The sequence below is a fragment of the Streptomyces lunaelactis genome (assembly GCF_003054555.1).
Taxonomy (GTDB): domain Bacteria; phylum Actinomycetota; class Actinomycetes; order Streptomycetales; family Streptomycetaceae; genus Streptomyces; species Streptomyces lunaelactis.
This window is the reverse complement of the sequence record NZ_CP026304.1, coordinates 6,348,232-6,370,417: the sequence shown is the minus strand read 5'-3', so window position 1 is coordinate 6,370,417 and position 22,186 is coordinate 6,348,232. Positions and strand designations below refer to the sequence as shown.

The 22,186-nt window shown below is 70.1% G+C and carries 16 protein-coding genes and 1 pseudogene; 4 read left to right on the top strand and 13 right to left on the bottom strand.

Annotated elements, in window-relative coordinates:
* The first annotated feature begins 554 nt into the window (after positions 1-554).
* Entirely contained in the window at positions 555-1,340 is a 786-nt protein-coding gene (lexA, locus tag SLUN_RS29405; protein ID WP_108152995.1) for a transcriptional repressor LexA, read from the top strand.
* Positions 1,341-1,489: 149 nt separating this feature from the next.
* Here lexA and SLUN_RS29400 read toward each other — a convergent pair whose 3' ends face one another.
* The 5 genes and pseudogenes from SLUN_RS29400 to SLUN_RS29380 form a co-directional block, all read right to left on the bottom strand.
* Positions 1,490-3,460, bottom strand: a complete 1,971-nt coding sequence (locus SLUN_RS29400; RefSeq protein WP_108152994.1) for an ATP-dependent DNA helicase — start codon at positions 3,458-3,460, stop codon at positions 1,490-1,492.
* 52 nt (positions 3,461-3,512) lie between these two features.
* Entirely contained in the window at positions 3,513-5,321 is a 1,809-nt protein-coding gene (locus tag SLUN_RS29395) for an IucA/IucC family protein (RefSeq protein ID WP_108152993.1), read from the bottom strand.
* Positions 5,322-5,380: 59 nt separating this feature from the next.
* Positions 5,381-6,118 carry a GNAT family N-acetyltransferase gene (locus SLUN_RS29390; protein WP_108152992.1) on the bottom strand — a complete coding sequence of 246 codons (738 nt, stop codon included), beginning with the start codon at positions 6,116-6,118 and terminating at the stop codon, positions 5,381-5,383.
* Between the two features lie 41 nt (positions 6,119-6,159).
* Positions 6,160-8,061, bottom strand: a complete 1,902-nt coding sequence (locus tag SLUN_RS29385) for an IucA/IucC family protein (protein WP_108152991.1) — start codon at positions 8,059-8,061, stop codon at positions 6,160-6,162.
* 28 nt (positions 8,062-8,089) lie between these two features.
* Positions 8,090-9,468 (bottom strand): annotated as a pseudogene (locus tag SLUN_RS29380) (diaminobutyrate--2-oxoglutarate transaminase family protein).
* 300 nt (positions 9,469-9,768) lie between these two features.
* Here SLUN_RS29380 and SLUN_RS29375 point away from each other — a divergent pair.
* Complete coding sequence (locus SLUN_RS29375; RefSeq protein WP_108152990.1) at positions 9,769-10,944, top strand: trypsin-like serine peptidase; 1,176 nt, start codon at positions 9,769-9,771, stop codon at positions 10,942-10,944.
* Positions 10,945-11,027: 83 nt separating this feature from the next.
* Here the strand turns inward: SLUN_RS29375 and hflX are convergent, their stop codons facing one another.
* The 6 genes from hflX to miaA all read right to left on the bottom strand — a co-directional run bounded on the left by hflX (position 11,028) and on the right by miaA (position 19,016).
* Positions 11,028-12,530, bottom strand: coding sequence for a GTPase HflX (hflX, locus tag SLUN_RS29370; RefSeq protein ID WP_108152989.1), 1,503 nt, complete (start codon positions 12,528-12,530; stop codon positions 11,028-11,030).
* A 269-nt stretch (positions 12,531-12,799) separates the two neighbouring features.
* The gene (locus SLUN_RS29365; protein WP_108152988.1) at positions 12,800-14,263 is read right to left on the bottom strand and encodes a M1 family metallopeptidase; all 1,464 of its coding nucleotides are present in this window, start codon (positions 14,261-14,263) and stop codon (positions 12,800-12,802) included.
* A gap of 66 nt (positions 14,264-14,329) precedes the next feature.
* Positions 14,330-16,417 carry a RelA/SpoT family protein gene (locus tag SLUN_RS29360; RefSeq protein WP_108152987.1) on the bottom strand — a complete coding sequence of 696 codons (2,088 nt, stop codon included), beginning with the start codon at positions 16,415-16,417 and terminating at the stop codon, positions 14,330-14,332.
* Between the two features lie 139 nt (positions 16,418-16,556).
* The gene (gene dapF, locus SLUN_RS29355) at positions 16,557-17,456 is read right to left on the bottom strand and encodes a diaminopimelate epimerase (protein ID WP_108152986.1); all 900 of its coding nucleotides are present in this window, start codon (positions 17,454-17,456) and stop codon (positions 16,557-16,559) included.
* 75 nt (positions 17,457-17,531) lie between these two features.
* Entirely contained in the window at positions 17,532-17,879 is a 348-nt protein-coding gene (locus SLUN_RS29350) for a hypothetical protein (RefSeq protein WP_246340681.1), read from the bottom strand.
* Positions 17,880-18,077: 198 nt separating this feature from the next.
* A complete protein-coding gene (gene miaA, locus SLUN_RS29345; protein ID WP_108152984.1) occupies positions 18,078-19,016 on the bottom strand; it encodes a tRNA (adenosine(37)-N6)-dimethylallyltransferase MiaA in 939 nt (312 codons plus the stop codon).
* Between the two features lie 183 nt (positions 19,017-19,199).
* Here miaA and SLUN_RS29340 point away from each other — a divergent pair, with 183 nt between their 5' ends.
* A complete protein-coding gene (locus SLUN_RS29340) occupies positions 19,200-19,466 on the top strand; it encodes a hypothetical protein (RefSeq protein ID WP_108152983.1) in 267 nt (88 codons plus the stop codon).
* Between the two features lie 32 nt (positions 19,467-19,498).
* Complete coding sequence (locus SLUN_RS29335; RefSeq protein ID WP_108152982.1) at positions 19,499-19,735, top strand: antitoxin; 237 nt, start codon at positions 19,499-19,501, stop codon at positions 19,733-19,735.
* A gap of 113 nt (positions 19,736-19,848) precedes the next feature.
* Here SLUN_RS29335 and SLUN_RS29330 read toward each other — a convergent pair whose 3' ends face one another.
* Both SLUN_RS29330 and miaB read right to left on the bottom strand, forming a co-directional pair.
* A complete protein-coding gene (locus SLUN_RS29330; RefSeq protein ID WP_108152981.1) occupies positions 19,849-20,556 on the bottom strand; it encodes a class III extradiol dioxygenase subunit B-like domain-containing protein in 708 nt (235 codons plus the stop codon).
* A gap of 70 nt (positions 20,557-20,626) precedes the next feature.
* Positions 20,627-22,117, bottom strand: a complete 1,491-nt coding sequence (miaB, locus tag SLUN_RS29325; protein ID WP_108152980.1) for a tRNA (N6-isopentenyl adenosine(37)-C2)-methylthiotransferase MiaB — start codon at positions 22,115-22,117, stop codon at positions 20,627-20,629.
* Between the last annotated feature and the right edge of the window lie 69 nt (positions 22,118-22,186).

Sequence of the window (22,186 nt, the reverse complement as noted above, 5' to 3'; positions counted from 1 at the left end):
ACCCCTCCTTCACAGCACGACTGAATAGCCTCGACAGGCGGTCGAAGCCCTTCGAAGCAGCCCCAAGCATAGGCGATGGCCGCGGTCTTGGAGCACCGGGGACCACAACTTCTGGGCGGCTGACACAATCCAACCACTAGATCTGGGGTTTGGTCGCACTTTTCCACTCGCAGCGCGTGTCGCGCGGCGGAGCACGGCGAGAACGCGGCGGCAGTGCCGCGGGTACGCCGCGACGGCGGCGCACGAGCCCCTTCTCGGGCCGCCTCTCGGCGACTTCGGGGCGGCACGGGACCGGGCACGAGGGTACGGGAAACGCGCGGCTCCGCGGATTCCGGGCCGCCGGGTGCCAGACTGGAATCACCCCGCCTCACCGCCCCGGCGGTGAGGTTACCGTAACGGCCGGAATTGCCTCGCGGACCGCTCGTTCGCACATACACCCAGCCAGACGCCCACGTCAGGCAATCTGCGATTTTTCACTCGAACGTGTGTTTGGCGCAACCTTTCGAAACCCACTACCGTTGTCCAGCTAGGGAGACCATTCGAGAGGGGCCGACGTGACCACCACCGCAGACAGTGCCACCATCACTGCCCAGGACCGCTCCCAGAACCGATTCGAGCCGGTGCATGCCATGAATGACGCAGCCACGACCCCGGAGGGCCCCAAGCCCACGCGTTCGCTGCCCGGCCGACCTCCAGGGATCCGGGCCGACAGCTCTGGTCTCACGGATCGGCAGCGGCGTGTCATCGAGGTGATCCGGGATTCCGTGCAGCGGCGGGGGTACCCGCCGTCGATGCGCGAGATCGGCCAGGCCGTAGGGCTGTCCAGCACCTCCTCCGTGGCCCATCAGCTGATGGCGCTGGAGCGCAAGGGCTTCCTGCGCAGGGACCCGCACCGGCCCAGGGCGTACGAGGTTCGCGGCTCCGACCAGCCCAGCAGTCAGCCGACGGACACGACAGGCAAGCCCGCCGCGTCGTACGTTCCGCTGGTCGGCCGGATCGCGGCCGGCGGCCCGATCCTCGCCGAGGAATCCGTCGAGGACGTCTTCCCGCTCCCCCGCCAGCTCGTGGGGGACGGCGAGTTGTTCGTGCTGAAGGTCGTCGGTGACTCGATGATCGAGGCCGCGATCTGCGACGGGGACTGGGTGACGGTACGCCGCCAGCCGGTCGCGGAGAACGGGGACATCGTGGCCGCGATGCTGGACGGCGAAGCCACGGTCAAGCGGTTCAAGCGCGAGAACGGCCATGTGTGGCTGCTCCCGCACAACGCCGCATACCAGCCCATCCCCGGTGACGAGGCGACGATCCTCGGCAAGGTGGTGGCGGTGCTTCGGCGGGTGTGACAGACCTGCCGGCTCTGACCGGGCCCCGGGACCCACTGCGCCGGTCCCGGGGCCCTGCTGTGCCCGCGTCCCGCCAAGCCGGCGCCGGCGTGTGCGGGACTGCAGGCGACCGCAGTCCCGTGCAGGACTGCCCTGCACCGTCGGGGGAGCTACTTGCCGTCCGCCTTGGCTGCGGCGTCGATCGCTGCCAGCGAGCGACGCGCCTGACCGCGGTCCGTGGTGTACCAGAAGTCCGGCAACGAGGCGCGCAGATAGCTGCCGTACCGGGCATTGGCCAGCCGCGGGTCGAGTACCGCGACGACACCCCGGTCGCCCGTGGCACGTACGAGACGGCCCGCGCCCTGAGCCATCAGCAGCGCCGCATGCGTCGCGGCGACAGCCATGAAGCCGTTGCCGCCACCCTGCTCCACCGCCTTCTGCCGGGCGCTCATCAGCGGATCATCGGGGCGCGGGAACGGGATACGGTCCATCACCACCAGCTGACAGCCCGCACCCGGCACATCGACGCCCTGCCAGAGCGAAAGCGTTCCGAACAGGCAGGTCTCGGGGTCCGCTGAGAACGCCTTGATCAGTTCGCCGAGGGTCTCCTCGCCCTGGAGCAGGATCGGCTTGTCGAGTCTGCCGCGCAGCTCCTCCGCCGCCGCCTGGGCGCCCCGCATGGAGGAGAAGAGACCGAGGGTACGGCCGCCGGCCGCCTCCACCAGCTCGGCGAGCTCGTCCATCATGTCGTCCCGCGAGCCTTCGCGGCCGGGCGTCGCCAGATGGCGTGCGACGTACAGGATGCCCTGCTTCGGATAGTCGAAGGGCGAGCCGACATCGAGCCCCTTCCACTGCGGAACGTCCTCGCCCTCGGTTCCTTCGGGGGCGAGTCCCAGCGAGGCTCCGACACCGTTGAAATCACCGCCCAGCTTGAGGGTGGCCGAGGTCAGCACCACCGATCGGTCGGCGAAGAGCTTCTCTCGCAGCAGCCCGGAGACGGAGAGCGGAGCCACCCGCAGGGAGGCGCCAAAACGGTCGTGCCGCTCGTACCAGACGACGTCGTACTCGGAGCCCTGGGTGATGCGTTCGGCGACGCCATGGATGTTCTCGACGGCGGCGAGCGCCTGCTTGCGCACGGCGTCCTCATCCTGGACCGACTTGTCGCGGGTGGAGCCGAGGGCCGAGATGACCGTTCGCGCCGCGTCGCGCAGCGCCATCAGGGCGTACCCGAGATCCTCGGGGATCTCCTCGAGACGGCCGGGGAGCGCGAGCTCCATCACCCGCTCGAAGGTCTCGGACGCGGTCTGGAGGGAGTCCGCGGCCTTCTCGTTGACCAGCTTGGCGGAGCGGCGCACAGCGCGATTGACCTGCCCGGGAGTGAGCTCGCCGGTGGCGACTCCGGTCACCCGGGAGACCAGCTCATGGGCCTCGTCCACGATCAGCACTTCGTGCTGAGGGAGCACAGGAGCACCCTCGATCGCGTCGATCGCGAGGAGCGCGTGGTTGGTGACGACGACATCGGCGAGCTTGGCGCGCTCGCGGGCGGCCTCGGCGAAGCACTCGGCGCCGTACGCGCACTTTGTGGCGCCCAGGCACTCCCGAGAGGAGACGGAGAGCTGTCCCCAGGCCCGGTCGGAGACCCCGGGTGTGAGGTCGTCGCGGTCTCCGGTCTCGGTCTCGTCGGCCCAGTCGCGCATCCGCAGCAGGTCCTTGCCCAGCTTGCTGGTGGGCGTGGCGGCCTCGAACTGGTCGAAGAGCCCGTCCTCCTCTTCCTGCGGTACGCCCTCGTGCAAGCGGTGCAGACAGAGGTAGTTGGAACGCCCCTTGAGCATGGCGAACTCGGGCCGGCGCCGAAGCAACGGGTGCAGCGCGTCGACCGTGCGCGGAAGGTCACGCTCCACGAGCTGGCGCTGCAGGGCCAGGGTGGCCGTGGCCACGACGACTCGCTCCCCGTGTGCCAGAGCGGGCACCAGATAGCCGAGGGACTTTCCGGTACCGGTGCCGGCCTGCACAAGGAGATGGGAATTGTCGTCGACGGCTTCGGCGACGGCCTCGGCCATGGTGACCTGGCCTGGCCGTTCCACGCCGCCGACGGCGGTGACAGCGGCGTGGAGGAGCTCGGGGAGGGATGGCTTCGTCATAGCCCGACCACCCTACGGGGCGCCACTGACAACGCGATCACGCGTCCGGTCATCAGGAGGCGCTCAGCGGGTTCGGGACGGTGCCATGGACCGCGGCGTGGGGGCGGTGGGGACGGTCGCGGTAGCCGTCCAGGTGGAGCCGGTTCCGGTTGAGGCAGAGGCGCTCGATACGCGGCGTGAGCAGGTCGAACATCTCGTAGCGCTCCTTGAGCTCCGGGAAGCGCGCCTGGTGCCGCAGGATCTCCGCCCGTACGAGCGAGTAGAACCGCACTTCCGATACGCCCAGCTGCTCCTCGCAGAGCGGTGCGAGAAAGCGGAACACACCCACGAAGAGCCCGGAGTGGATGAACTGAGTGAGGAAAGCGGGCTCCTCGGTAAGGAGGGTCCGCCGTACGTCCTCGGGCATCGAGTCGTGTTCGGGCAGCGGCCGGGCGCTGACGTTCACATCGTCGACGAAATCCTTGATCGCGAGACGTACCGGAACATCCTGCTCGTCGTAGACGACGATGGCGTTCTCGCCGTGCGGGGAGAAGACGGTGCCGTAGCGGTAGAGGAAACGCAGCAGCGGAGGCAGCAACGCGGAGAAGAGTCGCTGGAGCCAGACGGTGGGGGCGAGCCCGGAGCGCTCGACCAGCTCCGCGGTGAAGGAGCGGCCCCGCGGATCGGTGTGGAGGAGCGAGGCGAGGGTACGGGCCCGCTCGCCGGGGGCGAGCCGGGCGTGGAGCGGCTCGCGCCAGATCGCGCCGAGGAGTTCCTTGTACTGGTACGGCACCTCAGGGAGGTGGTCGTAGAGGGGGTGCTCGACGGTGACCGAGGCGACCTCGCCGAGCAAGATCACACCGCACTCGTCGCGCAGGAAGGGGTCCGCGTCGCACAGTCCGTGCACCCAGGAGGTGACGGCGGGAGCGGCAAGGGTGCGTTCGGTGGGCAGTCCGCGCCAGACCAGGGTGTTGAGGATCGACAGCGGAAGCTTGACGGTGTGCCGGTCGGTGCGGTCCAGGTTCGCGAACGTACGGATGGACTGCTGCGGCAGCCGCCGATCGCCGTCGGTGGGGAGCAGGACGATGTTGCCCTGGGCGATGGCGGGAGCGAAGAGGGGCAGGAGCACCTCGTCCCACTGCCAGGGGTGTACGGGCAGGAAGAGGTACGTGGCGGGGTCGAGGCCTCTGGCGCACAGCGCGGCTGTGAAGGACTCCCGTACGGGGGCGTCCAGTTCGCGGGCGTAAAGGTCCTCGGGGGCGGCGAGCGCAGGCACTCCGCGGTAGGCGGCGAGGGTGGAGCTGACCGCGATCCACGGCAGCCGGGCGGGTCGGCGGGCCTCGGGCGCCCACAGGGCGGTGTCGGTGGCGGAGAAACCGATGCGGCCCTTGTTGAGAACGATCCAGGGGTGGCCGGTCTGGTGGCCTTCGAGTTCGGCATAGCCGAGCTCCGCGAGCTCGGCCGCGGTCAGCGCGGTGTGATCGAGCCTGGTGTCGGAGGCGAGGGTGGTGGTCAGCTCTCGCAGCAGATGGCCGAGGGTGGCTCCGTCGAGGGCGAGGAGACGGCGCGCCCGGGCGAGGAAGGCGAGCGGGTCGCTGAAGCGCCTGCCTTCGTACTCGATGGAGTCGGGGTCGACGCGCCAGCTTCCGTACGCACCGCGCCGGGCCCGGAAGGACAGTGTGCCGGCGTCGTCGAGCGCGAGGCTGTACCGGCCGTCCTCGCCCGGGACCGGCTCGATGATCTCTTCGTAAGAGAACTCGCCGAGCGTCTTGGCGAGGAGGCGGCCGGCCGCCCGGTTCCAGGCCTGCGAGTTCAGTCCGGGCGGGGTGAACGGGACCGCCGTCGGCTGTGCGGAGTCAGGGGTGGCAGGGGACTTCGGCACGGGGACTCCTCGAGTGGAACCGATGCGGGTCGAGCGGTGTATGTAAGGCAGCGGATCGGTCACAACAGTCTGCGAAGGGCGCGGTCGCGGACCATGAGGGCGGCTCGCTTGTCAGGGAGGTCGACTTCGGCGGAGAAGCGGAAGCCGGCGCTCAGGAAGGCTGAGACGGAGGGGGTGTTGCGCAGGTGGGGTTCTGCGATGACACGTGCACAGCGGGGGCGATTGTCGAGAACGAGGTCGGCGACGGCTCTGAGGAGGGTGGAGCCGACACCGCGGCCGCGGTCGGCGACGTTGCCGATGAGGAGATGGATACCGGTGTCATGAGGACGGGCTGGATAGTGCCGTGCCAGCGGGTCGAGGTCGGCGCGGTAGATCTCGAAATAGCTCATCGGGGTGCCGCTGAGTACTCCGAGACAGGGGATGCTGCGCCCGTCCCCGTCGAGCTGGGTGCGCAGATGGGCGGCGGTGATGGATTCGGGTCCCGCGAGTTCCCAGAACGCCGCCACGGCAGGGTCGTTCATCCAGCGGCTGATCAGGGGCAGATCGCGTTCGATGCGTACGGGGACGAGGTGGACGGAGCCGACCGAGGTGGTGACGGGCCCCCAGTCGGCGGGGGCGTCCAGCAGATCACCAACACGACTGACGTCCGGCTGAGGGGAGCCGAAGGTCAGCTCGTCCTCCCGGAACAGCGCGAGGAGCTCCTCGGGAAGCCGCAGATCCAAGGTGTCCTCGACGCCCCTGCCCAGCTGGGGGGTGGGACCGGCTCCGGTGTCGGTGCGCGCATCGGTGGGAGGCACGGTGGCGCTCTCCTCTCGCAGTTCGGTCGGGTTGTGTTCCCTCAGGGACGAAGGGGGTTGGTGATGGTGACGTAGACGGACTGGGTGTCGACAGGACCGACGAGTTCGTCGAGGCCGTGCAGCCGGGTGAGCAGGTTGGCCTTGGACCGCAGCGTGGCTGCTTCGAGAAGTTGCCCGGGCAGCGGCGAGCCGAGGCCGGTGTTCGCGGCGAGGAACTGTCGGAAGGCGGCGATGAGTACGCGCTCGTCGGCGAGGTGCTGAGATCCGAAGGCGCCGATCAGCCCGAGGACGTTGTTGATGCCGAGGTAGTAGGCGAAGCGCTCGTCGGTGACGTCGTCGGATACAAACGTGTCGCTGACTGTGCTGATGCCGGGGAGGCGGTGCTCGAGTTCGGCGCGGTGGGACTCGCGGAAGTAGTAGCCCTGGTTGTCGCGGTAGCGGCCGCCGACGGGCCACCCGTCGGGGTCGAGGATCACCAGCGTGTTCTGTTGGTGGGCTTCGAGAGCGATACCGGCGGTGGCGTCCAGCCAGAGCACCGGACGCACGACATGGTCGAGGTAGCGCAGGAACCACTCGGCGGCGACCGCGCCGGTGGGACGGCCGGTGTGCGCGGAGAGCCGTTCCACGGTGTCGGCGAGGCGCGAGTGCATTACGGCGCGGCCCGGCCAGGGCCGGAGCGCGGTCAGTCCGGCGATGCAGACGGCGTCGTCCCCGAGGCCGAACGGGTTGTGGCGCAGCATGACGTCGAGTCCGGGCACGGGTTCGCCGTCGGCGGTGTCGACGGCCAGCCAGGCCGGGTCCCGCACGATGTCGAAGCCGGGGTGGGCGGCCCGCCACTGATCGGCGAGGCCGGTGCGGAGCAGCCGGTGCACCTCGACGCCGCGGTGGAGTTCTTTGCGGAGGTTCTCACGACGGGAGTTGGTGATGCGTACGCCGAGGGAGAGCTTGAGCATGGCCGGGGCGCCGGGACGGTGGACGGTGCGGACCGACGACGTGGGGTGCCACCGCTCTCCGTAGGGACCGAGGTCGTGCAGGAGACCGGCGTCGAGGAGGGCGGCGACGGCGGGGCGGTGCTTCAGTTCGCGGGCCTGCCAGGGGTGCAGCGGCAAGGGAACCGTGTGGTCGGGGAGTTGGAGGTCTCCGCAGAGTCGGGCGGTGAGTTGCTCGGCCGGCAGGGTGCGGCCCTGTTCGGTCCAGGCCGAGTCGGTGGCCAGGACAGATCGGTCGACGGCCATCCAGTGCAGCGGGAAGGAGCCGTACAACTCCGGTGAGTAGAGCCCCACTTCGGCCTCGGAGAGCCCCTCGCGACTCTTGGGCGTCGGGTGCAGGGGGTGGCCGAACAGGAGCGACTGTTCTGCGGTGAGGAAGAGATCCGCCTCGGGCGCGGGTGTGGGGCGTGCGCGGCGGTCGGTGATGAATTCGGCAGTGCGCCGTACCGAGTCGGCGACCCGGCCGACCAGTTCGGCTCCTTCGCTCTGGCCCGCTTCCCGGCCGAGGAGCGCGGCGACGGTGACGGCGTCCGCGCCGGGGGCGTCCTGCTGTCCTCCCTCCAGGGCGGGCAGGCCGAAGCGGTGCCATCCGGTGGCCGACCAGTACCGGACGGGCACGAGCAGCGCGGTGCCGCTGGCACTCAGCGGGATGCGCAGGGTGGCTCCGTCCGGCTCGGGGAGGCTGTTCTCCCGTACCCAGCAGCGGAGCAGATTCTCGACGGCCGCCGCGTCGGCTGCGCGGTACGGGTCCGGGTGGTCCAGGAGTTGCGCCGATCGGGCGCCGGGGGGCGAGCCTGCGGAGGAGGTGAGCTGTTCACCGAGACCCCCCGTCTGTTGGCGCGGCACCGTCGCCGCCTCGGCCGTGAGGGGGCCGCACATTTCGCCCTGTCCTCGGTGGTAAGTGGTGGGACGGCCGTCGGCCTCGGGCACATCGGGTACGGGGGTGGGGTTCACGGCAGGGCTTCCTTGTGTTTTGTCCGGGTCAGCAGGACTGCCCGCTGTCGGTGCTGTCGTGCATGGAGCGCTCGGCGGCTGCCAGGGCGTCGGCAAAGCGGTCGAGTACGGCCCCGGCCTGTTCGTCGGTGAGGGTGAGGGGAGGGAGCAGCCGTACGACACCGGAGTGGCGTCCGCCGAGTTCGACGATGAGCCCGCGGTTCAGGCACTCCTGCTGGACGGCGGCGGCGAGGGCGGGTGCGGTCGGCGGGACCAGGGCGTCGGGGGCAGCGGCGTCCGGGTCGACGAGCTCGACGCCGATCATCAGGCCCCGGCCTCGTACGTCTCCGATGCAGGAGTGGGCTGCGGCCAGCCCTTGCAGGCGGCCCAGCATTCGGGCGCCGAGGGTGGCCGCGCGGTCGGCGAGCCTGTTCTCGCGTACGAACGCGAGGGTGGCGGCGCCTGCTGCCATGGCGAGTTGGTTGCCGCGGAAGGTGCCCGCGTGGGCGCCGGGCTGCCAGGCGTCGAGTTCGGACCGGTAGACGATCACAGCGAGCGGAAGGGACCCGCCGATTGCCTTGGAGAGCACCATCACATCGGGCACGACTCCGCTGTGTTCGACCGCCCAGAAGGTGCCGGTCCGCCCGACTCCCGTCTGCACTTCGTCGGCAATCAGGGGGATGGAACGGGCGGCGGTGATCTCACGCATCCTGCGCATCCAGTCGTCGGGGGCGGGGATCACTCCCCCCTCCCCCTGCACCGGTTCCAGGATCATCCCGGCCGGCGTGGGCACGCCGCCCTTGGGGTCGTCGAGCAGGCTCTCCGTCCAGCGGGCGGCGAGTTCGGCGCCACGTTCGCCGCCGATCCCGAAGGGGCAGCGGTAGTTCTGCGGGAAGGGCAGCCGGGTCACGCGTACGTCGGTGGCGCCGCCCGAGACGTCGAGCGCCCCGGCCGTCATCCCGTGGTACGCGCCGGTGAAGGCGAGGAGGCCACTGCGGCCGGTCGAGGTGCGGACGAGCTTGTTTGGGCCGCCTCGACCGCGTCGGTGCCGGCCGGTCCGCAGAACTGGATCCGCGCGTTGTCGGCGAACTGCCGCGGCAGCGTGGCGAACAGCTCGGTGGTGAAAGCGTCCTTGACCGGGGTGGCGAGGTCGAGGACGTGCAGCGGCGCCCCCGAGTCGATGACCTTCCTGATCGCCTCGAGCACCACGGGGTGGTTGTGGCCGAGCGCCAAGGTGCCCGCGCCGGAAAGGCAGTCGAGATAGCGCCGCCCGTCCGCTCCCTCGATCGTCAGCCCCCGGGCCCGTACGGGAACGATGGGCAGCGAGCGCGCGTACGTACGGGCTGCCGATTCGCGGAGCGACTGTCGGCGCAGAATCCCCTCGTGCGCGGCGGGCAGCGCCACCGGGGCAGGTTCGGTCACGGCCACGGCTGTTGGTCCTCCAGCTGTAACAGTTGCGTTGCACATCGGTACCGCGCTCTTGGGCCGCCCACCTGGGCTGAACGCTGACCTTGTGTCCCCCGTACGTACCAACGACGCCGACAGCCGGGGATCACGGGCAATCGGAAGATCCTTGCGGGCCGGAACCGCGGACCTGCCGCAACTCGTCCCCATCGGCACCGGCATAGTGGGGGGCCGCACTCCGGCTCCGGTTGCCACCGCCGGGGTGAGCAATGTTTCGCACATTTCCGACAGTTCAGAGTTCTGAAGTCCCAGGGGGATCACGACATGCGACCCATTCGCCCGACGCTGGCCGCGGCTTCCATCGCCGCCGTGCTCGCGCTGGCTGCCACCGCCTGCGGTCCGAGCGAGGACAACGCGGGCGACAAGCCGAGCGCAACCGCGACCTCGTCCGCCGACGACAAGATCACTATCCCGGACGATCTCAAGGACCGCCTCAAGGAGCGCGGGATCGACCTGGACAAGTGGAAGAACGGCGAGTGGAAGAACTGGGACAAGGACAAGTGGCTGCGTGAGGCCCAGGACTTCGTCAACCCGATGATCGAGGACCTCTGGGACTCGGACCGGATGCGCGATGCGGAAAAGCCGCCGGAGAAGCCCGTCGACAACGACATCGCGGGCGACGAGGGTGTCACCGACCCGACGCCCGCGCCGGTCAACGCGCAGGCTGTGAAGGCGCCTTACCACTCCAGCGCCGCCGAGGCCGGCAAGGTCTTCTTCGACGGCCCCGAGGGTTCGATGGTCTGCTCCGCGACCGTCGTCAAGGACCCGGCCAACCCTGGCAAGTCCAACATGGTGTGGACCGCGGGCCACTGTGTACACGCCGGCAAGAGCGGCGGCTGGTACCGCAATATCGCCTTCGTGCCGTCGTACAACGACAGCGCCAAGTCCACCGCCGACCTGGAGAAGGCACCCAAGGAGCAGATCGCTCCCCACGGTGTGTGGTGGGGCGACTGGGCCCAGACGTCCGACCAGTGGATCTCCCAGGGCGCCGCGACCGGCGGCCAGGGCGCCCCGTTCGACTTCGCCGTCATCCACGTCACCCCCGAGAAGGGTGGCACCGGCAAGTCGCTTGAGGAGACCGTCGGTTCCGCGCTTCCGGTGGACTTCAGCGCCCCGGCCGTGCCGGAGATCGACAACATGACGGCGACCGGCTACCCGGCGGCGCCGCCGTTCGACGGCCAGAAGCTCTTCCAGTGCGCCGACAAGCCGGGCCGGCTGTCCATCAAGGCCAACGACCCGACGATGTACCGCATCGGCTGCACCATGACCGGCGGTTCCTCCGGCGGCGGCTGGGTGGCCAAGGGCCAGGACGGCAAGGACGCGCTGGTGTCCAACACCTCCATCGGCCCGGTCACGGCCGGCTGGCTGGCCGGTCCGCGCCTGGGTGACGAGGCCAAGGGCGTATACAACGCGGTCAGCAAGAAGTTCGCGGGTCAGTAAGCCTGCTGGACACGCAGGACACCGAACGACGGAAGGCCCGCCCCTCAACGAGGGGCGGGCCTTCCGCTTGGTTCAGTACCTGATCAGCCGGCCACCGGCACATACGGCGCCAGCGCCGCCGCCAGCTCCTCGTGCACCCGCGCCTTGAGCAGGGTGCCCTCCGTGGTGTGCTCCTCGGAAAGAACCTCGCCCTCGGCGTGCACCCGCGAGACCAGCCCGCCCTGGGTGTACGGCACGAGCACCTCGATCTCGACCTTGGGCCGCGGCAGCTCCACGTCGATCAGCGCGAGCAGCTCGTCGATGCCCATGCCGGTCCGCGCCGACACCGCGATCGCGTGCCGCTCGATGCGCAGCAGCCGCTGCAGTACGAGCGGGTCGGCCGCGTCCGCCTTGTTGATCACCACAATCTCGGGCACGTTGGTCGCGCCCACCTCGCGGATCACCTCGCGCACAGCTGCCAGCTGCTCCTCCGGCGCCGGGTGCGATCCGTCCACCACATGCAGGATCAGGTCGGAGTCGCCGACCTCCTCCATGGTGGAGCGGAAGGCCTCGACGAGGTGGTGCGGCAGGTGCCGTACGAACCCGACGGTGTCGGCCAGCGTGTACAGCCGCCCGCTGGGCGTCTCGGCCCGGCGCACGGTCGGGTCGAGGGTGGCGAACAGGGAATTCTCCACCAGCACGCCCGCGCCCGTGAGGCGATTGAGCAGCGAGGACTTTCCGGCGTTGGTGTAACCGGCGATCGCGACGGAGGGCACCTTGTTGCGCCGGCGCTCCTGTCGCTTGATCTCGCGGCCGGTCTTCATCTCCGCGATCTCCCGGCGCATCTTCGCCATCTTCTCGCGGATCCGACGCCGGTCCGTCTCGATCTTGGTCTCACCGGGACCACGGGTGGCCATACCGCCGCCGGAGGAACCGGAACCGCCACCGCCCATCTGTCGGGACAGCGACTGACCCCAGCCGCGCAGCCTCGGCAGCATGTACTGCATCTGCGCCAGCGCGACCTGTGCCTTGCCCTCTCGGGACTTGGCGTGCTGGGCGAAGATGTCGAGGATCAGGGCGGTCCGGTCGACCACCTTGACCTTGACGACATCCTCGAGGTGAATCAGCTGGCCCGGGCTGAGCTCACCGTCACAGACGACGGTGTCGGCGCCGGTTTCGAGCACGATGTCACGCAGCTCCTGCGCCTTGCCCGAGCCGATGTAGGTGGCCGGGTCCGGCTTGTCACGGCGCTGGATGACGCCGTCGAGCACCAGCGCGCCCGCCGTCTCGGCGAGCGCCGCCAGCTCCGCGAGGGAATTCTCCGAGTCCTGCACGGTCCCCGTGGTCCATACACCGACCAGCACCACACGCTCCAGGCGCAGCTGCCGGTACTCGACCTCGGTGACGTCCTCGAGCTCGGTGGAGAGGCCCGCCACGCGCCGCAGCGCCGCACGCTCGGAGCGGTCGAACTGATCGCCGTCCCGGTCTCCGTCGATCTCGTGGCTCCAGGCGACGTCCTCTTCCATCAGGGCATCGGCCCGAAGGCTCTCGGTGCGCGTCTCCGCGAAACTCTGCTCGTCCTGGGAAGGGGATGAAGAGGAGGTCATTGGATCCTTACGTCGATGGGAGTCGATGGAAAAGGGACCGGAGAAAAGTCCGGTACGCCAGTCACAACGCGTAACGGACCCGGATGATTCCCGATCAGGATTCCGTCCCCGGCCGCGTCGCCGACCTGTTGATGGTCGCACGGGCCTGCCAGGGCCGTCATCCCGGTTTCCGTGGGGCCTGGAAGCTCCTCCGTGCGGCTTGGAGGCCTTTCCGAGCGGCTTGGAGGCCTTTCCGTGGCCGCCGCCAGGCACCTTGGGAGTCGCGATGGTCAGTGGGCCTTGGGCGCCGCGACGGCCTTGCTCCGCCAGTCCGCGTGCCCCGGCATCGGCGGCGTCCGCTCCCCGTACAGCCACGCCTTGAAGAACACCGACAGGTCGCGCCCGGCGATCCGCGAAGCCAGTGCCGCGAAGTCGGCGGTGGTCGCCGTCCCGTCCCGGTATCCGCTCACCCAGGCCCGCTCCAGCCGGCCGAAGGCCTCCTTGCCGATCGTCTGGCGCAGCGCGTACAGGACGAGCGAGCTGCCGTCGTACACCACAGGCCGGAAGAGACTGATCTTCTGCCCGGCGGTCGGCGGCTTGGGGGCAGCCGGCGGTCCACCCGCAGCCCGCCAGTTGTCGGACTGCTTGTACGCGTCGCGCATCCGCAGCTCCAGCGACTGATGCGCCTTCTCCTCGGCGTACATCGCCTCGTACCAGCTGGCATGCCCCTCGTTCAGCCACAGATCGGACCAGGTGCGGGGCGAGACGCTGTTGCCGAACCACTGGTGTGCGAGCTCGTGCACCATGATCGACTCGACGTACCACTCCGGGTAGGCGCCGGAGGTGAAGATCGAGCGCTCGAAGAGCGAGAGCGTCTGCGTCTCCAGCTCGTATCCGGTGTCGGCGTCGGCGATCAGCACTCCGTACGTCTCGAAGGGATAGGGGCCGACCTGCTGCTCCATCCACTCCAGATGTCCCGGGGTCTTACTCAGCCAGGGCTCGAGCTTCGTCCGGTCAGCGGCCGGGACGACATCGCGTACGGGCAGTCCGTGCGGCCCCACGCGCCGGACGACGGCCGAGCGGCCGATCGACACCTGGGCCAGCTCGGTGGCCATGGGGTGACTGGTCCGGTACGCCCATGTGGTGGTGGACCCGGCCTGGGCCTTCGCCGTCCGCACCCCGTTGGCCACGGCGGTGAGCTCGCTGGGCGCGGTGATCCGGAAGGTGAAGTACGCCTTGTCGGCGGGGTGGTCGTTGGACGGGAAGACCCGGTGCGCGGCATCGGCCTGGTTCGCCATCACCAGCCCGTCGGAGGTGCGCACCCAGCCCTCGCCGCCCTTGGTTCCTCGCGGGTCGCTGGTGTGGGTGACGGTGATCCGCAGCCGCGATCCTTCCTCGACGGCGTCCGGCGGTGTGACGACCAGGTCCTCCCCGGCGGTCGCGAACTCGGCGGGGAGGCCGTTCACTTCGACCGTGCGGACCGTGCCGTGCGTAAAGTCGAGGTTGACGCTGTCCAGTCGCCGAGTCACGCGCGCGTCGATCTTGGTAACGGCGTCCAGCGGCTTGCTGTTACTTCCCCCGTAGGTGAAGGCGATGTCGTACGCGAGAACGTCGTAACCGGGATTGCCCAGGTGAGGGAAGAGCGGATCGCCGATGCCGAGTGGTGCGGGCGAGGGCAGGGCCGCGGCGACGAGGGTGGCCGAGGCGGCGGCCAGGAGGGCGGCACGCAGGCGGCGCCGAGAGGTGTGCAGCATCCCCTACCGCTATCAGCGCGCCCGGCGAGGAGCGTGACGCCGCGCGTCGTGCCCACCCGAACGGGGTCAGGCGGTGGCCGCCGGATGCTGGGTGCGGCTCACGTCGTACACCCCCGGCACATCGCGCATGGCGCGCATCAGGGCGGGAAGACCTGCGGCATCGGGGAGTTGAAGGGTGTACGTGTGGCGTACGCGCTGTTCGCTGGGCGGCTCGACAGTGGCCGAGACGATCGCGGCGCCCTCGGTGGCGATGGCTTCCGTGAGGTCGGCCAGCAGACGCGGGCGGCCGAAGGACTCGGCGATCAGGGTCACCCGGCACTCTGCGGCATCGCCCCAGCTCACCCCGATGGGCTCGCGGTCCAGGGCTCTCATACGGGCCACGGCCGGGCACTCCTCGCGGTGGACCGTCACAGCGCCGCCGCGTACCGCGAAGCCGGTGACGGCGTCGGGCGGCACCGGCGTACAGCAGCCGGCGAGACGTACGGTCGCGTCCGGCAGATCGACGACGGCGTTCGCGGCGGCGCGCCGGTCGGCCGTGACGGGTGCTGCCCGGCGGGGAGCGGCCGCGGGGATCTTCGCCCCCTCCGGATGCGACTGGAGCCAGCTGCTGATGGCGATCCGCGCGGCCGGCGTACGCGCTTGGTCGAGCCAGTCGGGCGAGGGGCCTGACGCGGCGTCCTGGGCGAGCAGCAGATGCACTGTGTCGCCGTCGCTCAGCACCGTGCTCAGCGTCGCCAGCCGGCCGTTGACGCGCGCGCCGATACAGGCGTGCGCCTCCTCGCCGTACTGCGCGTAGGCGGCGTCCACGCAGCTCGCTCCGGCCGGCAGCCCGAGCATGCCGCCGTCGGCGCGGTAGACGGTGATCTCCCGGTCCTGCGCCAGATCAGCGCGCAGGGAGGTCCAGAAGGTGTCGGGGTCGGGGGTGGACTGCTGCCACTCGAGGAGGCGGGAGAGCCAGCCGGGCCGGGTGGGGTCGGCACGTTCGCCGTCGGCCGGCTCCATCCCCTCGGCCGGCTCCAGGGGTACGTACGGATTACCGAGGGCGATCACCCCGGCTTCGGCGACCTTGTGCATCTGGTGTGTACGGATGAGGACTTCGGCGACCGCGCCGTCCGGACCCGCGACGGCGGTGTGCAGCGACTGGTACAGGTTGAACTTGGGGGCGGCGATGAAGTCCTTGAACTCGGAGATCACCGGGGTGAAGCACGTGTGCAGCTCGCCCAGGACGCCATAGCAGTCGGCGTCCTCGCCGACCAGCACCAGCAGCCGTCCGAAGTCCGTGCCGCGCATCTCGCCCCGCTTGAGCCGCGAGCGGTGCACCGACACGAAGTGCCGTGGCCTGATGAGGACTTCGGCCGCGATGCCGGCGTCCCGCAGCACCACTCTGAAGTCCTCCGCGGTGGCGGCGAGCGCGTCGCCCGCGGTGGCGTTGTCGGCGATGAGGGCGCGGGTGCGTTCGTACTCCTCCGGGTGCAGGATCGCGAAGACCAGGTCCTCCAGCTCGGTCTTGAGCGCCTGTACGCCGAGCCGTTCGGCGAGGGGGATGAGGACGTCACGGGTGACCCTGGCGATCCTGGCCTGTTTCTCGGGGCGCATGACGCCGAGCGTGCGCATGTTGTGGAGCCGGTCGGCGAGTTTGATCGACATCACACGGACGTCGTTGCCCGTGGCGACGAGCATCTTGCGGAAGGTCTCCGGCTCGGCGGCGGCGCCGTAGTCGACCTTCTCCAGTTTGGTGACGCCGTCGACCAGATAGCAGACCTCGGCGCCGAACTCCGTACGCACCTGATCGAGCGTCACCTCGGTGTCCTCGACGGTGTCGTGGAGGAGGGACGCGGTCAGCGTCGTGGTCTCCGCACCCAGTTCGGCGAGGATCAGGGTGACGGCGAGAGGGTGCGTGATGTACGGCTCGCCGCTCTTGCGGAACTGCCCGCGGTGCGAGGACTCGGCCAGGACGTACGCCTTGCGCAGATTGGCGAGGTCGGCGTCCGGGTGATGCGCGCGATGCGCCTCGGCGACATGGCCGATCGCGTCGGGGAGCCGGTCCCGGGCGGTGGGCCCCATGAGGGCGGCACGGCCGATCCTGCGGAGGTCGATCCTGGGACGGCCGCGCCTGCGGCTGTGGGCACCAGGGTTGGTGGCCTCTGCGCTCATGGGGACCTCCGGCAGTTTCGACCGGCGGTGGAAAGGGCAGGCGTGCACTCCGTGCCGGTGCTTGATGCTACCGACCCCACCACGTGGAGCAGTCCGTCTCTCGCTCAGCGTGAACCGGATCACCCATTCGAGCGAAGCTCTATGCGATCACGGTTTCGGTCACAGCGAGGAAGGCCGGGTCGATGTGCCCCTCGGCGACGATCACGGCGGGGCCCGTCATCTCGATCTCGCCGTCCGTCCGCTCGGTGATCACCAGGCGCCCGCCGGGGAGATCCACGGTGTACGTGACGGGGGCGCCGGTGACGGCGGGGTCCGCGCCGTCCCTGCGGGCCGCGGCGACAGCGACGGCGCACGCGCCCGTACCACAGGAGCGGGTCTCGCCGGAGCCGCGCTCGTGCACACGCATGGCGACATGGCGCTCGCCGCGGCCGACGACGAATTCGACGTTCACGCCGTCGGGGTAGACCGAGGCCGGCGTGCAGGGCGGTACGGCGTACAGGTCGCCTGCGTGGTCCAGGTCCTCGACGAAGGCGACCGCGTGCGGATTGCCCATGTTCACGTTCCTGGCGGGCCAGTTGCGGCCGTCGACGGTGACGGTGACCCCGTCCTCGGGGAGCAGCGCGCGGCCCATGGAGACGGTGATGTCTCCCCCCTTGGCGAGGTGCACCTTCTTGACGCCGCCGCGGGTCGCCACCGCGAGGTCGCCCGCCTCCACATGGCCCGCGCGCTCGAGGTAGCGGGCGAAGACACGTACGCCGTTGCCGCACATCTCGGCGATCGAACCGTCTGCGTTGCGGTAGTCCATGAACCACTCGGCCTCGTCCGCCATGGCGCGGGACTCGGGGTGCGCCGCGGACCGTACGACATGCAGCAGGCCGTCGCCGCCGATGCCGGCCCGGCGGTCGCAGAGCTTGGCGACGGCGGACGCGGGCAGGTCGACAGCATTGTCCGGGTCGGGGACGATCACAAAGTCGTTCTCGGTGCCGTGGCCCTTGAGGAAGGGCATCGGGGAGGTCTGCGGAGTGCTCACGCGGCCCATCGTACGAGGCCGCTGTGACATCCGGACAGGTAAGTCCTGTCCGGACGATCTTGCCGGGCAGGACTCAGACACGGCCTAGCGGAGTCGGGCCACGCGCCAGACGGCCAGCGCGACGAGCGCGGCGCCCACGCCGACGTACAGGGCGATGACCCGCCAGTCGGGACGCTCGCCGGAGCCGCGGGCCGGCAGTCCCGGCCAGGTGTGACCCACGCGACGGGCGGCCATCACGCCCCAGCCCGCGGCGCAGCAGCTGATCAGCAGCCCCAGCATGGCGACGACAGCGCCGCCGTCACCGGTGCCGAAGGCGAGCGGGAAGGCGAACATCAAGGAGCCGACCGCGGCCAGCATCACGATGGGGGCGAGCTGCCAGATCCGCAGCCTGCGCTGCGGGCGCAGTTCGACCTCGACCTCGTCCGCGATCACGTCCTGCTCGTCAGGTCCGTCCGGACTCAGACGGGACGCGCTGTCCGCTACGTCCCGTCTTCCCTGTTCTCTGTCGCGAGGGCCGGCCTCCATCGCCACGCGCCCTCCCAACTCGGACTCCACGTCGATCGATGCTCGATGATGGCACGCTCCAGGGTGCCGAAATGACGGGCAGAGCGTCCCGATGCCATCACGTGATCAGGCTGTAACCGCTCGTTCGACCAACGCCAGCGCCTGCTGCGGAAGTTCCCCCCTGTGCTCGGCCGCGCCGCTCAGCCAGTGCACCCGCGGGTCCCGCCGGAACCACGAGTCCTGGCGGCGCGCGAAGCGCTTTGTGGCGCGCACGGTCTCCTCGCGCGCCTGCTGGTCGGTGCACTCCCCCGCGAGCGCCGTGAGCACCTGCTGGTAGCCGAGCGCACGCGAGGCCGTGCGCCCCTCACGCAACCCCTGCGCCTCTAGCGCGCGCACCTCGTCGACGAGGCCCGCCTCCCACATCCGGTCGACGCGCAGCGTGATGCGCTCGTCCAGCTCGGGCCGGGCGACGTCGACGCCGATCTGGACGGTGTCGTACACGGAGTCGTGGCCGGGGAGGTTCGCGGTGAAGGGCTTGCCGGTGATCTCGATGACCTCGAGCGCCCGGACGATTCGGCGGCCGTTGCTGGGCAGGATCGCGCTGCCGGCCTCGGGATCGGCGGCGGCGAGCCGGGCGTGCAGGGCACCGGAGCCGCGCTGCGTCAGCTCCTCCTCGAGCCGGGCGCGGATCCGCGGGTCGGTGCCGGGGAACTCGAGGGCGTCGATGGCACCGCGTACGTACAGCCCGGAGCCGCCGACGAGAACGGGCGTGCGGCCTTCGGCCAGCAGTCGGTCGATCTCCGCCCTGGCCAGTTTCTGGTACTCGGCGACGCTCGCGATCGCGGTGACCTCCCAGATGTCGAGGAGCTGGTGCGCAATGCCGCCGCGCTCTTCGGTCGTCAGCTTGGCGGTCCCGATATCCATCCCCCGGTAGAGCTGCATGGAGTCGGCGTTGACGATTTCGCCGCCCAATCGCTGGGCCAGGAAGACGCCCAGATCGGACTTTCCGGCCGCGGTGGGACCGACGACTGCGATGACCCGCGGTGCGGGAGCTGCACTTCTCACCGCCCCAGTCTCGCAAACCCCCGGGCCTGTCCCCGAACGAGCGAGGTGACGGCACAGGGGTGGGTTCGTTGCCTGTTGCGAGGTTCCGAACGCCGGTTTCTTGGACCGGTGCCCGCGAGCGGCGCAATGGAACGCTCCGGGCGGCGCGGAACTTCGCCCACACGAGTAGGCTATGGAGTAGATATGGGCGTTTTTTCATGGTTTCGTCGTAAGTCCAACACGACTGCCGAGGCGTCAACCGAGGAGGCGGCTGTCAGCACTCTGACGGCCGAGTCCGCGGTTGAGTCCGATTCCGGGTCCGAAGCGTCGAAGGACGCGGCGGCCGAGGTCACCGAGGCCGAAGAGGCTGAGGTCACCGAAGCCGCGGCGGCCGACAGCGTGGAGATTCCGAAGCAGCAGTCGGCCGAGGAGGCGGCGGACAACGAAGCCGGAGAGGGCGCCCGCAAGTAATCCCCGGCGAGGGAACACAGGGAAGGTGGCCCATGGGCTTCATGGACACGCTGAAGGCCAAGCTCGCCCCGGCCAAGGACAAGGTCTCCGGCCTCGCGCACCAGCACGGGGGCAAGATCGAGCACGGTCTGGAGAGAGCCGCTAAGTCGGTCGACAAAAAGACCAAGGGCAAGTACAGCAGCAAGATCGAGACTGGCACCGGCAAGGCCAAGGACGCCCTGGGGCGCATCGCCCACAAGGACGGCGGCGGCACTCCGCCGGCGGCCTGATATTCACCGGCGGACGGCCGCGGAGGACTTCCTCCGCGGCCGTCCGCCGTTGTGCGTTTGTCCTGGTACCGTCCGCCGGGTACTCCCCAGGGTCCGGCCCCTCGCGTCGTCCGCTACGACCAGGCGGCGACGAAGTAGCCGACGCCGTACGGGGCGTCCTCGTACAGCAGCTGTCCGGCCAGTCCCGCGCCATCGGCTGCTCCCCCGAGCACCTGCCAGGGCGCGCGCCCCGCCGCCTTGAGTTCGTACGCGAGTGACACGTCCAGCGCCTTGAGTGCCTCGACGTCGGCCGCGCCCAGGGCGCGCGCGGCCTCCCGGTCGAAGTCCGCGGCCCGCTCGTCGAGATAGCCGGGGGCCTTCAGGGTGCGGCAGGCGCTGCCGTCACCCATCACCAGCAGCGCGACGCGTTCCGCGCGGGCTGCGAGCTCCCGCCCGACGGCCACGCAGCGCTCACCGGCGAGCCGTTCCCCGACGCCGAGGCCCTCCACCGGCGCATCCGCCCACTGCGCACGGGCGAGCAGCCAGGCTCCGACGGCCAGGGAGGGAGGCAGCGGCCGTTCCTGGGCCTCTCCCTCTCCCAGCCGTACCTCGAAGTCCACACCGAACCCGTGGAAGTTCCCGGTCGCGCCCGCGGGATGCGGCCCGCGGCCGTCCTGTCCGGCCGGTCCGACCACGACCATGAGGTCGGGCCGGGCGGCGGCGAGCACCCCGAGAGCGTCCGCGCACGCGTTCCGCGCGGCGTCGAGTTCGGACGCGGCGCCGGCGGCGACGTCGGGCACGAGCAGCGGCGGGCAGGGGCACACGGCGGCGGCGACAAGCATGATCGGCAGCCTAGTCCGTGCTCGGACCGGCACCCGGAGCAGGCGTATGCCCAACTCCCCGAGAGGTGAGTCAGTCGCAGCCGCAGCCCGGGGCGGCCGCCACCGGCAGCGGCTCCGGTACGCCGATCTTCGGCAGCCCCAGCATCACTCCGGCCGGCTTCTCGGCCGCCGCGGCGTTGCGCTTCTCCCAGGCGTCGCCCGCGCGGGTGCGGCGTACCGACTGGACAGCACCCTCGGCGAGCAGGTGGTGCGGAGCGGCGTAGCTGATCTCGACTGTGACCACATCGCCGGGGCGCACCTCCTCGTCCGGCTTGGTGAAGTGGACCAGCCGGTTGTCGGGCGCCCGGCCCGAAAGGCGGTGCGTCGCACCGTCCTTGCGGCCCTCCCCCTCGGCGACCATGATCTCCAGCGTCCGGCCGACCTGCTTCTTGTTCTCCTCCCAGGAGATCTCCTCCTGGAGGGCGACCAGGCGCATATAGCGCTCCTGGACGACCGCCTTGGGGATCTGCCCGTCCATCTCCGCCGCCGGGGTGCCGGGGCGCTTGGAGTACTGGAAGGTGAAGGCGTTCGCGAAGCGGGCCTCGCGCACGGCGTGCATGGTCTGCTCGAAGTCCTCCTCGGTCTCGCCGGGGAAGCCCACGATGATGTCGGTGGAGATGGCCGCGTGCGGGATCTCGGCACGCACCTTCTCGATGATGCCGAGGAAGCGCTCCTGCCGGTACGAGCGGCGCATCGCCTTCAGCACCGTGTCGGAGCCGGACTGCAGCGGCATGTGGAGCTGCGGCATGACGTTCGGGGTCTGGGCCATCGCCGCGATCACGTCGTCCGTGAAGTCGCGGGGGTGCGGCGAGGTGAAGCGCACGCGCTCGAGCCCCTCGACCTTCCCGCAGGCGCGCAGCAGCTTGGAGAACGCCTCGCGGTCGCCGATGTCGGAGCCGTACGCGTTGACGTTCTGACCGAGCAGGGTGATCTCGGAAACGCCCTCCGCGACGAGCGCCTCGACCTCGGCCAGGATGTCGCCGGGCCGCCGGTCCTTCTCCTTGCCGCGCAGCGCCGGGACGATGCAGAAGGTGCAGGTGTTGTTGCAGCCGACCGAGATGGAGACCCACGCGGCGTACGCGGACTCACGGCGGGTCGGCAGTGTCGAGGGGAAGGCCTCGAGCGACTCCGCGATCTCGACCTGCGCCTCTTCCTGGATACGGGCGCGCTCCAGGAGCACCGGCAGCTTGCCGATGTTGTGCGTACCGAAGACGACGTCGACCCACGGCGCCCTGGTGACGATGGTGTCGCGGTCCTTCTGGGCCAGGCAGCCGCCGACGGCGATCTGCATACCGGGCCGCTTGGTCTTCATCGGCGCGAGCCGGCCGAGATTGCCGTACAGCTTGTTGTCTGCGTTCTCCCGCACCGCGCAGGTGTTGAAGACGACGACATCGGCATCACCGTCGGCGCCCGCGGGCGCACGGACATAGCCGGCGTCCTCCAGCAGGCCGGACAGGCGCTCGGAGTCGTGGACGTTCATCTGACACCCGTAGGTGCGCACCTCGTATGTTTTCGCACTCATCGCGCCCACCAGGGTACGGGGTCGCACCGACGCTCGGCCTCAGCCTTCCACGAGGCAGGGCCTGGCCAT

What these genes read in the sequence shown, in the direction of transcription:
- SLUN_RS29360 (WP_108152987.1), bottom strand. Translation starts at nt 16,417, where the DNA reads ATGAGCGCAGAGGCCACCAACCCTGGTGCCCACAGCCGCAGGCGCGGC.
- SLUN_RS29400 (WP_108152994.1), bottom strand. Translation starts at nt 3,460, where the DNA reads ATGACGAAGCCATCCCTCCCCGAGCTCCTCCACGCCGCTGTCACCGCC.
- SLUN_RS29330 (WP_108152981.1), bottom strand. Translation starts at nt 20,556, where the DNA reads ATGCTTGTCGCCGCCGCCGTGTGCCCCTGCCCGCCGCTGCTCGTGCCC.
- SLUN_RS29340 (WP_108152983.1), top strand. Translation starts at nt 19,200, where the DNA reads ATGGGCGTTTTTTCATGGTTTCGTCGTAAGTCCAACACGACTGCCGAG.
- SLUN_RS29335 (WP_108152982.1), top strand. Translation starts at nt 19,499, where the DNA reads ATGGGCTTCATGGACACGCTGAAGGCCAAGCTCGCCCCGGCCAAGGAC.
- miaB (WP_108152980.1), bottom strand. Translation starts at nt 22,117, where the DNA reads ATGAGTGCGAAAACATACGAGGTGCGCACCTACGGGTGTCAGATGAAC.
- hflX (WP_108152989.1), bottom strand. Translation starts at nt 12,530, where the DNA reads ATGACCTCCTCTTCATCCCCTTCCCAGGACGAGCAGAGTTTCGCGGAG.
- SLUN_RS29375 (WP_108152990.1), top strand. Translation starts at nt 9,769, where the DNA reads ATGCGACCCATTCGCCCGACGCTGGCCGCGGCTTCCATCGCCGCCGTG.
- SLUN_RS29365 (WP_108152988.1), bottom strand. Translation starts at nt 14,263, where the DNA reads ATGCTGCACACCTCTCGGCGCCGCCTGCGTGCCGCCCTCCTGGCCGCC.
- dapF (WP_108152986.1), bottom strand. Translation starts at nt 17,456, where the DNA reads ATGGGCCGCGTGAGCACTCCGCAGACCTCCCCGATGCCCTTCCTCAAG.